Origin of the sequence: Amycolatopsis sp. VC5-11, assembly GCF_037034185.1 — a bacterium.
GTDB classification, from domain to species: Bacteria; Actinomycetota; Actinomycetes; order Mycobacteriales; family Pseudonocardiaceae; genus Amycolatopsis; species Amycolatopsis nivea.
On record NZ_JBAGKF010000032.1, the window covers coordinates 32,092 to 43,827 of the forward strand.

Annotated in this window: 12 protein-coding genes; 4 read left to right on the forward strand and 8 right to left on the reverse strand. The window is 67.2% G+C overall.

Features of this window, described 5'->3' with window-relative positions; genetic code table 11:
• Nucleotides 1-69 precede the first annotated feature (69 nt).
• On the reverse strand, nucleotides 70-1,212 hold the full coding sequence (locus WA670_RS43425; RefSeq protein ID WP_238604808.1) for a CaiB/BaiF CoA transferase family protein: 1,143 nt from the start codon (nucleotides 1,210-1,212) through the stop codon (nucleotides 70-72).
• Between the two features lie 174 nt (nucleotides 1,213-1,386).
• Between WA670_RS43425 and WA670_RS43430 the strand changes: the two genes are divergently transcribed.
• Entirely contained in the window at nucleotides 1,387-2,733 is a 1,347-nt protein-coding gene (locus tag WA670_RS43430) for an MFS transporter (RefSeq protein ID WP_238604807.1), read from the forward strand.
• A complete protein-coding gene (locus tag WA670_RS43435) occupies nucleotides 2,733-3,506 on the forward strand; it encodes an enoyl-CoA hydratase/isomerase family protein (RefSeq protein WP_238604806.1) in 774 nt (257 codons plus the stop codon). The genes WA670_RS43430 and WA670_RS43435 overlap by 1 nt, the downstream gene beginning before the upstream one ends.
• A gap of 181 nt (nucleotides 3,507-3,687) precedes the next feature.
• Here the strand turns inward: WA670_RS43435 and WA670_RS43440 are convergent, their stop codons facing one another.
• On the reverse strand, nucleotides 3,688-4,590 hold the full coding sequence (locus WA670_RS43440; protein WP_238604805.1) for an alpha/beta hydrolase family protein: 903 nt from the start codon (nucleotides 4,588-4,590) through the stop codon (nucleotides 3,688-3,690).
• 128 nt (nucleotides 4,591-4,718) lie between these two features.
• Entirely contained in the window at nucleotides 4,719-5,660 is a 942-nt protein-coding gene (locus tag WA670_RS43445) for an alpha/beta hydrolase (RefSeq protein WP_238604804.1), read from the reverse strand.
• 162 nt (nucleotides 5,661-5,822) lie between these two features.
• Between WA670_RS43445 and WA670_RS43450 the strand changes: the two genes are divergently transcribed.
• Nucleotides 5,823-6,767: a helix-turn-helix domain-containing protein gene (locus tag WA670_RS43450; protein ID WP_238604803.1), complete on the forward strand. Its 945-nt coding sequence runs from the start codon at nucleotides 5,823-5,825 to the stop codon at nucleotides 6,765-6,767.
• Nucleotides 6,768-6,887: 120 nt separating this feature from the next.
• On the forward strand, nucleotides 6,888-7,790 hold the full coding sequence (locus tag WA670_RS43455; RefSeq protein WP_238604802.1) for a helix-turn-helix transcriptional regulator: 903 nt from the start codon (nucleotides 6,888-6,890) through the stop codon (nucleotides 7,788-7,790).
• Nucleotides 7,791-7,793: 3 nt separating this feature from the next.
• Here WA670_RS43455 and WA670_RS43460 read toward each other — a convergent pair whose 3' ends face one another.
• From WA670_RS43460 to WA670_RS43480, 5 genes are all read right to left on the reverse strand, one after another.
• A complete protein-coding gene (locus tag WA670_RS43460) occupies nucleotides 7,794-7,916 on the reverse strand; it encodes a hypothetical protein (protein WP_255806986.1) in 123 nt (40 codons plus the stop codon).
• Nucleotides 7,917-8,229: 313 nt separating this feature from the next.
• Entirely contained in the window at nucleotides 8,230-8,385 is a 156-nt protein-coding gene (locus WA670_RS43465) for a hypothetical protein (protein WP_336162004.1), read from the reverse strand.
• 592 nt (nucleotides 8,386-8,977) lie between these two features.
• Nucleotides 8,978-9,244 (reverse strand): hypothetical protein, encoded by a 267-nt coding sequence (locus tag WA670_RS43470; RefSeq protein WP_336162006.1) that lies wholly within the window; start codon nucleotides 9,242-9,244, stop codon nucleotides 8,978-8,980.
• Between the two features lie 456 nt (nucleotides 9,245-9,700).
• Nucleotides 9,701-10,942 carry an MFS transporter gene (locus WA670_RS43475; protein WP_336162007.1) on the reverse strand — a complete coding sequence of 414 codons (1,242 nt, stop codon included), beginning with the start codon at nucleotides 10,940-10,942 and terminating at the stop codon, nucleotides 9,701-9,703.
• 127 nt (nucleotides 10,943-11,069) lie between these two features.
• A complete protein-coding gene (locus WA670_RS43480; protein WP_134668380.1) occupies nucleotides 11,070-11,564 on the reverse strand; it encodes an amidase family protein in 495 nt (164 codons plus the stop codon).
• Between the last annotated feature and the right edge of the window lie 172 nt (nucleotides 11,565-11,736).

Consider the following 11,736-nt stretch of genomic DNA (forward strand, 5'->3'; position numbering starts at 1 on the left):
TCAGGTTAATGCGGCCGGACCGGAAAGCCAATTGACGATTCCCGAAGGCCGGATTCGGGGTTTCCGAACTCAGCCGAGCAGGGCGGCGGCTTCGGCGGCGGAGAACCCCCAGTCGGCGAGCACCTCGTCCGCGTGCTCCCCCGGCCCGGCCGGCGGCCGCTGGATCGCTCCCGGCGTACGGCTGAACCGCGGTGCCGGAGCGGGCTGCACGACGCCGTCGACCTCGACGAACGTCCCGCGCGCCCGCAGGTGCGGATGCTGCGGAGCCTCGGCCATCGACAGCACCGGCGCGAGGCAGACGTCCTGTCCCTCGGCGAGCGCGCACCATTCGTCGCGCGTCTTCGTCCGGAACACCTCGGCGAAGCGCTTTTTCATCTCCGGCCAGTGCTCCCGGTCGTGCTGACCGGGCAGTTCGTCCTCGGTGAACCCGAGCATCCGGAGGCTGTTGCGCCAGAACCGGGTCTCGTTCGCGGCAAGGCTGATCCAGCCTCCGTCCGCGGTCTCGTACACCTGATACCAGGGCGCGCCGGAATCGAGCCGGTTCGTGCCGCGTTCGTCGGTCCAGTAGCCCGCCGCGCGGAAGCCGTAGAACGCGGTCATCAGCGACGCCGAACCGTCGACCATCGCCGCGTCCACCACCTGCCCCTTGCCGGACGTGCGGCTCTCCAGCAGCGCGGACACGACGCCGAGGGCGAGGTAGAGCGAGCCGCCGCCGAAGTCGCCGACCAGATTCAACGGAATGACCGGCGGACCGCCCGCCTCGCCGATCGAGTGCACGACGCCGGTCAGCGACACGTAGTTGACGTCGTGGCCGGCGGCCTTGGCCAGCGGCCCGTCCTGGCCCCAGCCGGTCATCCGGCCGTACACCAGCGCAGGGTTCGCGGCCAGGCATTCGTCCGGCCCGAGTCCCAGCCGCTCCGCGACGCCCGGCCGGAACCCCTCGACCAGCGCGTCGGCCCGTTCGACCAGTCGCAGCACCGCGGCGACCGACTCCGGGCGTTTGAGATCCAACGGGACGCCGCGGCGGCCGCGGTTCATCAGCTCGAACCGCGGTTCGATCGGCGCGCCGCCGTCATAGCCGGGCGGGCGTTCGATCCGCAGCACCTCGGCCCCGAGATCGGACAGCAGCATGCAGCCGAACGGCGTCGGCCCGACGCCGCCCAGTTCGACGATCCGTACCCCCGCCAGCGGCCCGGAATGCGTGTCTCCCATCCACGGGACGCTACGCGCGCGGGCGGAGGAAACCTATTTCGCAAACCCGAAGCGGTGCTTCGGGAACTCCGAATTGATTGCGCGGGTGAGCCTGCTTACGCTACGGCAACCCCACTCGGGGACTATTCGATCACATTCCCGGTCTGCCCGCACCCATTCGGAGAGGGGCGTTCAATGACGACGCCGAAATCCCCGCCCGCACCGGAATCCGCCGGCCGTGCCAGGTCCGGCCGCCGCGCCGTGGTGGCCAGCATGGTCGGCACCACCGTCGAGTACTACGACTTCCTGGTCTACGGAGTCGCCGCCTCGCTGGTGTTCGGAAAACTGTTCTTCCCGCAGGTCGACCCCGCCGCCGGGGTTCTGCTGTCGCTGTCCACCTTCGCGATCGCGTTCGTGATGCGCCCGATCGGCGCGGCGATCTTCGGCAACCTCGGCGACCGCATCGGCCGCAAGCGCGTGTTGTTCCTGACCATGATGCTGATGGGCGTGGGCACCTTCGCCATCGGCCTGCTGCCGACCTACCGCACGATCGGCATCTTCGCGCCGATCCTGCTCGTGCTCTGCCGGCTGATCCAGGGCCTCGCTCTCGGCGGGGAACAGGCGGGCGGCTTCGTAATGAGCGTGGAAAGCTCAGGCGACAAACGACGCGGCCTGGCCGGCGCGTTCGTCAACTCCGGCGCGGGCTGGGGGCTGCTCCTGGCCAACCTGCTGTTCCTGGTGCTCAATGAACTGCCCGGCGACGCCTTCCTCACCTGGGGCTGGCGCGTCCCGTTCCTGCTGAGCGCGGTACTGGTGCTGGTCGGCCTCTACATCCGGGTCAAGCTCGACGAAAGCCCCGAGTTCGTCCGCGTGGAAAACGCGCAAGCGGTGAAGCGAGTCCCGCTCGCGGACGCGGTCAAGCGCGGCTGGCGCCCGATGATCCTGGTGATGCTGTGCTGCCTCGGCACCCACGTCAATTTCTATGTCGTCACGGTGTATTCGCTCACCTACGGCACGTCCGTGCTGCACCAGCCGAAGACCACGCTGCTGTCGATTCTGCTCATCGTGACCGCGATGTACATGTTCTCGACCCCGCTGTTCGGTCTGCTGACCGACCGGTTCGGCCGCAAGCAGGTGTTCGTCGTGTCCGCGATCGCACTGGTGCTGACGCCGTTCGCGTTCTACCCACTGCTGGGCAGTGGCAGTTACCTGCCGATGGCAGCCGGTTTCGTGCTGCTGTTCATGTCAGTCAGCGCGAACTCCGCCGCGGAGCCGACTTTCTTCGCCCTCGCGTTCCCGCCCTCGATCCGCTACAGCGCGCTCGCCGTGTCGTACGGCCTCGGCGCTGTGCTCGGCGGCTCGTTCGCCCCGCTGATTTCCGCGGCCCTGTTCAAGTCGAGCGGCAGCTGGACAACGGTCGCGATCTACAACGGCGGCGCGGCGCTGATCTCCGTCGTCGCCGGTCTGCTCCTGCGGGAGCTGCCCCGGTCGGTCAAGACGACCGTCGAGGCTCGGTCCGGTTCCGCGGAACCGGCCGTCTGATGGTCGCCGTCACGCGAGCCGGAGCGGTCGGATTGCTGGAGCTGAACCGGCCAGGGAAGTTCAACGCCTTGCGCCGCAAGGATTTCCTCGAGCTGGCCGACGGGATGGACGCATTCGAACGGCCGGGATCCGGCGTGCGAGCCGTCCTGCTGCACGCGGACGGCGACCACTTCTGCACCGGCGGCGACCTCGCCGAAGCCAAGTCGATGCTCGGCGATTCCGCCGAGCTGGACGGATTCCTTCGGCTCGTGCACGCCACGCTGGCCCGGCTGTCCGGCAGTCCGCTCCCGGTCGTGGCCGCCTGCCAGGGCATGGCCCTGGCAGGCGGCCTGGAGCTGCTCCTCTGCTGCGATGTGGTCTTCGCCGCGGACAACGCCCGGTTCGGCGACCAGCACGTGCAATACGGGCTGGTCCCGGCCTGGGGCGCGACCCAGCGGCTGCCCCGCGTCGTCGGGCCGAACCGCGCACTGGACCTGATGTATTCCGGACGCCGCATCGACGCCCCGACCGCGCTGCAGTGGGGCCTCGCAAGTTATGTCGTGCCTGTCGCCGAACTGGCCGCCGCCGCGCTCGAGTACTGCGAAACGCTCGCCGAGCGCAGCCGGCCCGCGCTGACCGCGATGAAAAGCCTCTGCCGCGCTTCCTCGGAAGAGCCGCTCGAAACCGGGCTACGCCTGGAACGCGAGGCCGTCCTGCGGGCGATGGCCGGACCCGACCCAGCCGAGGGCATCGCGGCCTTCACCGAGCGGCGGCCGCCCCGGTTCATCGGATGACCCCTGCCCTCTGTCAGGCAACGGCACGGGGGGGCGATGCGCAGGTGGCCGCAGTGGACAGTCGCACGCCATTCGCGTCAGTTCGGGCCGATACCCGATCCATCGGAGCGCTGGCCGGACAGTGTCCGGCCAGCTTCGGGGTTGATCTCCGGGGCGCGCCAGGGCAGCAGTTCCAGGCGAGTCAAGCGAGGTGTGAGGTGAACCAGTCCACCATCTGCCCGGGGTTCTCGGCGAAGTAGTTGTAACCGTCGAAACGGCGGGTGGTTCCCTCGATCCAGTGCAGCTTCTTGTCCTTCGCGCCGAGGTTGTCGTAAATGCCTTGAACGTCCTCGGGCCGGGTGCTGGAGTCGTGGTGGACCTGGGCGATGAGCGTCGGCACGGTGACGTCTTTCGCATGATTCAGCGGGGACAGCTCGTCCAGGTCGAAGCCGGTGAGGTTCTTCAGCTCCACCTCCAGCAGGCCGATCCCGCCGGGCACCTGAGCCAGTGCGGTTTCCGCGAGAGCGCGGAGCGACACGGGTTGAACGGCGACGAAAGCCGGAATACCGTCGAACACCTCGGGGTGCTTGGACATCGCGACGATCGTGGAGTCCGCTCCCAGGCACCGGGAGAGGAGGGCAATGCGCGAAGTGCCGATGCCCATGCGCTCACGGCCGTAGCGCACCGATCCGATCACGTCGCGGTATTCGAACAGGCCGATGCCGACGAGGCCGCCGTTGGCCGCGCCGCTACGGCCGTGGTTGCGCAGGTCATACGCCAGAACGTTGTAGCCGGCGTCGTGGAGGTTCTTGCAGTCCGGCAGGAAGTTGACCTCGAAGTCCGCGAAGGGAGTGGCGTAGGCGGGAAGGTGCCCGGGGTAGCCGTAGCGGTTGCAGGGCATGGGGTGGTTGGCGATGACGAGCTTGTCGGAGTCGGCCGGGATGAACCAGCCTTCGAGCGGCGTGCCGTCCTGCGAAGGGAAGCTGACATCTTCGTAGGCGAGGCCGTACTCGTCAGGACGACGCAGCACCGGGACGCGCCGGGTGTAGGCGAACCCCTGCGCCAGCGCGGAAGCGATCGCCTCAGGAGAAGTGGCGGTGGTCATCAGTGAACTCCAGACGGCTTAACAGGATGAGGGACGCGTCGACCGCACGGCATGCGCAGAACGGCCCCTCCGACAGGACGAAGGGGCCGTTTGCCGAAACGGCCGGCCCGTTGGCGGGGCCGGACCGCTCAGAGGTGCTTCCGGTAGAAGGGGATGAGTGCCTCCAGAGCAGGCCCGACGGCCTCGGGCTTGTCGTAGAGGTCGTAGTGGGAGACGTCCGGGATGATCAGGAGCTGCTTGTCCTTCGAGGCGGCGAGGTCGAAGACGGTGTGCCCGTCCCGGTAGGCGCCGAATTCCCCCGGCTTGTTGCCGACGACCAGCAGCAGCGGCTGAGTGAGCAGCTTGTCCGCGAGGTGGTAGGCGTCGAAGCCGATCGTGGGCGCCAGGGACGAGAACAGCCACAGGTTCGTCGCGTGCGGGTGGGCTCCACGCGGCGTCTTGTAGTACTCGGTGGCCTCCGCGACGTCGATGTGCATCGGCGGCACGAGACCCAGTTCATTGGCCTTCTCGACCGACGGCGGCAGCGAGCTGTCGCGTCGCTGTTCGCCGCCGCGGGCTTCCGCGGTGCGCTGCTTCGCGACCGCTTCCAGTGTCGTGATGGCCGCGTCCGGGGACATGTCGCCCTCGCGCATCAGGCGGCCCAGGTTGACGCCGGTCACGGTCGCGACCGCCTTGAACCGGCGCTCGGTCATCGCGGCGGACCAGGTGTAGCCGCCGCCGGCGCACATGCCGAACACCCCGATGCGGTCCTCGTCCACGTAGTCGAGGGTGACCAGGTAGTCGGCAGCGCAGCGGAAGTCCTCCACCCGCACAGTCGCGTCTTCGAGCTGGCGTGGCTCGCCGCCGCTGCCGGCCTGGTAGCCCGCGTCGAAGGCGAGTACGACGAAGCCCGCTTCGGCGAAGGCCTTGCCGTAGACCGAGCCGGAGGTCTGCTCCTTGCAGCTCCCGACCGGGTGGGCGCTGACGATGGCCGGGTACTTCTGCGCCGGGTCGAACCCGGGCGGGAAGTGGATGTCCGCGGCGACGTCCACGTTCTTGTTCTTGAAAGTGACGGTTTCGATGTTTTCCACGACTGACGCCTCCTGGAAGTGCATTCGATTCCGCAGCCAGAGGGCTGGAACGTTTGCTCAATCCGGACTGTCTCATCTGAGCGGCGATCGTGCGGGGCATCTGAGGGGCAGAGATCTCTACCCCCTTCCCGGAACCTGACCGCGAGAGAAACGGGATACCTCATGCGCACGAACCAGCACGCCAGGGACAACGCGCTCGGCGACTTCCTCCGGGCCCGACGGGCTGACATTTCCCCCGATCAGGTGGGATTTTTGAACACCGGACACCCGCGCCGCGTCGCTGGTCTGCGACGGGCGGAAGTCGCGAAGCTCGCGTCGATCAGCACCGAGTACTACACCCGGATCGAACAAGGCCGGCTCCCGCCGTCCACCGGCGTGCTCGGCTGCATCGCCGACGCACTCCGGCTGGACGCCGACCAGGTGCATTACCTCCACCAGCTCGCTGACCGAAGCACCAACTCCCCCACGGTCGGCGAGTTACAGCCGCAAAGCGTGCATCCGCAGACACTGCGCCTCGTGCGCAGCATGAACGACGCCCCGGCCCTGGTGCTCGGGCGGCATATGAACATCCTGGCGTGGAATCCACTGGCCGCCGCCCTGTACACAGACTTCGGGGCGCTCCCCGCAGCTGAGCGCAATCTGCTGAGACTCACGTTCCTCCACCCAGGAGTCCGCGCGCTCTACACCGACCAGGACTGGGAGGAGAATTCGCGTCTGTGCGTCGCTTTCGCCCGCATGGACGCCGCCTCCTCGCCGGCCGACCCCGAACTCGACCGCCTGGTCGAGGACTTGTGCGCCGGGAACGACGACTTCCGCCGCCTGTGGGCATCCCATCAGGTCGCGCTCAAGACGTTCGGCACCAAGCGCTACCAGCACCCGGTCGCCGGAGAGCTGATCATGGACTGGCAGATGCTCACCTGCCCCCACGACCCCGAGCAATCCGTCGTGTTCATGTCCGCGGCCCCGGGGTCCGCCACCGAGAACGGGCTGCGCCTCCTCTCCGCCTGGGCCGCGGGTCGGTCGAATCAAGCTGGGACAGAAACACCGCCTCAGCACGAATCGAGGCCTGATTTGCCGCCCCTCGGCGACCCAGGCGGACACTCATGACAGCGGCGCTCTCCGTTGCGCTGCCTGCCCGAGGACGCCCGCTATGCCCTGGCGAAACGCGGATCTGGGGTGGGCTGCTGGCAGATGCCTCCCCACGCCCCCGTTCCTTAAAGTGGAGGAATGGACATTTCGCGACAAGTCAGGGAATTCCTGATGACGCGGCGCGCCAAGGTGACCCCCGAGCAGGCAGGGCTGCCGCCCGGAGGAGGCAAGCGCCGGGTCGACGGGCTGCGCCGCGAGGAGGTCGCCGTGCTCGCCGGCGTGAGCACCGAGTACTACGCCCAGATCGAACGCGGTGACATCGCCCGCGCCTCGGAGGAGATCTTGCACGCCATCGCCACCGCCCTGCAGCTCGACGAGGTCGAACGGCAACATCTGCTGGATCTCTCCCGCGCCGCGGGCCCCCGCTCGCGCCGCCCCGCGCCGGCAGGCAAGATCCACGCCAATGTGCGGCAGCTGATGGACGCGATGCCGGGACTGCCCGCGTCGATCCACAACGGACGCCTCGATCTCCTCGCGACGAACTCATTGGGCCGGGCTCTGTACTCCGAGATTTACAACCGTCATCGCGGTACGGGACTCCCGAACCTGGCCCGTTACGTATTCCTCGACGAGCACAGCCACGAAACGTTCCCCGAATGGAACGCGGTGGCCGAGGACACCGTGGCGACCCTGCAAGCCGAATCGGCGCGTACGCCTCGGGCGAAGGCCTTCGTCGAACTGATCGGACAGCTCTCCACCGCCAGCCTGGAGTTCCGCACGATGTGGGCTACTCGCAACGTATCCGTTCACCGGCGCGGAAAGAAACGCATCCAGCACCCCGTCGTCGGGGAAATCGTCCTGAACTACGAATCGCTGGAACTGCCCGGCGCCGCCGGTCTTCAGATGGTGACGTTCCTGCCTGAACCGGGCTCGCCTGCCGAAGACGCCTTGCGACTGTTGGGCAGTTGGAATACCCCCTCGCCGGATGCGCGCGACGCCGATGCGGCAGTCGGGATCCAGACTCGCACCGAGAGTGATTAGAGATCAGAGCACAGCGACGAGGCTCTCGGTGCTGGCGGGCCAGCCAACAGCCGAGCTGCTCACCCGCACGTTGCCGGGATCGTCGGCGACATCCCCGGAGGGTTCGGCGTATATCGCGATAGCCATGAGATCGTCCGCCGTGCCCGCACGGACAAGGAGGAACCCGCCGTGGTCAGGGGATAGTCGTACTACGACCTGCACGAAGGGGACGAGCCCGTCGTCCATGGTCTGGCCCGCCGGTCAAGTCGCCTTCGAGCCGGGGACCGCATTCGCGGCGGAATCTCGGTCAGCACTCCCAGAAGCCCTGTTTCTCCAGCAATGCCACCGCGCGCTCACCACCATCGGAGAAGTGCTTCTCCACGATCGACCGAGTACGCGCCGCCGACCGGGCGCTCAGCGCGTTCAGGATCCGGCGCTGGTCGTCCGCGGCTTTATCCGGTCAGTCGGCGTGTGCCTCGTAGAAACCGTGCGACACCGTCTTCGACAGCATGCCCAGCAGCGAGATCAGCCGCCGGGAGTCGGCGACGTAGTTGATCCTGGGGCGGAACTCGAAGTTGAGCCGCTCCTCCGCCGCCGGGTGCGGTTCGGCAGCCACCGGCATCCTTCCGAATCAGGACAAACTTCGCAGAGAACGTCGCTTCGTGTCTGGCCCGATCGACCTTGTTCGACTCGGCTCACCGCCGAGACGACAGCATCACGCCGAACCGCCGACCCCGTCACGACATCCCCAAGGCGCGGTGCCAGACCCGGACCGGACCAAGCGACACAACCTGGCATTTGCGAGCCCGAGACCTCCACCGCACGACGACACCGGCCAACACACCACGCCCCGCGACCACACGAAAAGGTCTTGCCTGACATCACTCGGCACCACCCGACAGGTCAGGCCGTGGACTCTTAACCAGCGGGTTCGGGGTTCGAGTCCCTGATGGCGCACCCACATCCCCAGGTCTTGTGATTCATCGACCTGGGGATTTTGGTTTTCTGGAGGGTTTTCTTCCGGTTCTGGATTGTCCATTGTGGTCGTTGGCGAGCCCGAGACTTCTCGCCGACTGCTGCGGGATGATCGCCGCCGTCGCTTCCGCCGCCGCGAACGCCACCTGAGGCAAGACCGTCGTGTAGGTGTCGGAGGTGACGGTGATCGAGGAATGCCGCAGCATCCTGTGAGTGCCGAGAACTGTGTCACGTCATGCGACCTGCTGATATTCATGGATCAGTCCGCCGAGCCGATCACGACGCCGAACCCGCCCCGAGCCGGTCATGCGGCCGGGTACCGAGACTTGATCGGGCGGCCGTTGATGCAAGGAGCGATGAGGTCGATGGGGGTTGAAGTAATCGACATACTCGGCCAGCACTTGCTCCAGATGAAGGTGCCGTCGTGGCAGGAGATGGCCCCAGGCGTATAAATCGAGGCCGGGGAAGATCGTCTCGACGAAGAACGCGATGCCGTCCATGGTGGACAGCGGGCCGACCACCTTGCCCGTAGGTGTCCATTAGCCAGCGCAATAGGATGTCCATCGCGGACCTGCGGATCATGTCCAACAGTGCGCCGACCGCGAACAGCGCTCCCGCCCGCCTGAGCCGACCGCGTTCCGCCGCTCCGCGACCAACGTCAGCGCAGGCATCCCCGAACGACAACTGCCCCAGGACTAGCGCCCCGGACGGATTCCCGTCCGGAGTGAGCACGCCAGGCAGTTCGTCGGGCCGGCTGTTCGTGTTGAGCGGGCGCACGGGCTCGTGGCGGGGGAACGTGATCCGGCCGCGGCCAGGCCTCGCAGGCTCATACGCGCGCAACGTCGCGATGCCGCTGCCGAAAACCGACATGCGCCGCCGACATTTCAACCGCGAGTGTCGTGGCTAGCACCATCGTCCGCTGTCCTTGTTCAGACGATGCCCTTGCGGACAGACCATCAAGAACGCACAGCTCGGCCAGCCGGTCGGGCGATCCTGCGGACGGGCCGGCTGAAGAGTCCCGCCGCGGCGCACATAAGCAGCGCGGCCGTACACACGAGGGTCCCGGCTTGAGGTCCGAGCGCGTGGGCAACCGAGCCGATGATGTTGTTGGTCGCCAACAGGGTCACACTCTGGATCACCGAGAGGATTGCCTGTACACGAGCGAGATGAGTATCAGGAGCGGCGCTGAGGAGCAGCGGGCTGAGGTGGCTGACGAACATGCCGCTCGCCGCGCCGACGCCTAACGCGCCCGTGATGGCCATTGGCAGCGCTGGCGCGAGGCCAACCGCCAGTTCGCCCACGGCGACCACCGCCAGCGCGAGCGCGGCAACAATGCCGGAGCGGGCGAAGATCCCGCGGCGACTGATGATCAGGGTTACGACGATCGTGCCCATGCTCTGGGCTCCGACCACAAACCCCGCACCGGTCGAACCCCATCCGTGCTCTCGCGCCAGCAGCGGGATCAGCAAAGTTGCAAAAGGCAGCACGAATCCCGCCGCGCCCGCGACGAGCAACAGGACGGGTCCCAGTCCGGAGGTCCTGACCGCGACCTGGATCCCTTCCCACACCTCGCGCAGGATGTGCTTGCGCTGCGCGGGCGACGGCGGGGTGAACGGCGGACGCACCACAACCAGCACGACCAGTACCACGGCGAAGGTGATCGCGTCGGCCCATGCCGCTGCGGAGAGCCCGGCGAATGCCACCAAGGCACCACCGATAGGAGCACCGACCAGACTAATCACCTGCGTTCCGCTCTGACGAAGCGCGACTGCCCGCGGGAGCAATTCGGGCTCGACGAGCCGGCGGGGCATCGATCCGGACGAGGGCAGGTAGAAGGCGTCGTTTGTGCCGACTATGAGGGCAGCTATCACGAGAATGGCCAACGGTGCCCCAGCTGCCCCCGACACGACAGCCAGTGTTACGGCGACAACCAGCATCACGGCATCACCGACGATCATGACCTGTCGGGCACCGAGCCGATCGCCGACGGCGCCGCCGAACAAGAGCAGAATCGTCCGCGGCAGCGCGACCGCCGACAGAATCCAACCGGACGCCAGGCCGCCGTGAGCCGAGGCCGCCCACCCCAATGCGAAGTACAAAGCGGCGTCGCCGAGTTGCGACACCAGAGCACCGCCCAGCCAGACGTGAAAAATGCGGGGAAGCACGGCTTTCTCCGCTGTACTGGACGATGCTGTCACCACGAATCTCCCCCAGTGGTGCACGTGCGCGATGGGCATTCCGGCCGTCGGAAGCCATCCACAGCGTGCTCGACCTCGGCTGCAAATACCAAGAGCCACCAATCATATCCACGGCGTGCGGACAGCATTACAGCGAAAGGGGGCCCGGGTCCGCCGGGAGCCCAACCGGGACTGTGATGCTTGGTCTGCCTTCGACGTTGGCAGGGATCGTGAACGGCGCGAACTCAGCTTGCGCTGCTACAGCAGCCACCGGGTCGGAACGCCGCAGCTCACCGATCGCCAGTTTCGGACGCGAACAGCCGGGACCGAGCTCGACATCCACTCGGTTGTGGGCAGCGTCCAGCAACGCGACCTCGCCTGATAGGTCGGCCGGCACCACAGCGGCTCCGAGCCGCCGCAGTAGCCTGGTCACCTCCTGCAGATCGTTCTCGCGTCCGACAGGGACCGGCAGTTGCGCGACATATGCGACCCAGGCCGTGAAATAAGCGGCGGTCGCTTCTTCACTCAACCGAATGTCGGTTTCGACCAGTTCACGCCCGGCCCTCTCGAGCGCGTCGGCTGCGGCACGCACGGCAGCGCGGATCCGGGGATCGACCGACGCGAGTATTGCGTCCGAGCACACGCGCCCACGCGCTGGCGCTTCTGTTGCGGCTCAGGGCGAAGGTATCCGAACGCCGCCGGGGCTATACGGGCATCAGCATGTCACGGAGAAGTATTCGGAACATCCCACCCGGCTCACTCCGCTACAACCCGACCTCAGGCCAACCGTTGAGCACTTAACTGAGGACGCCGAC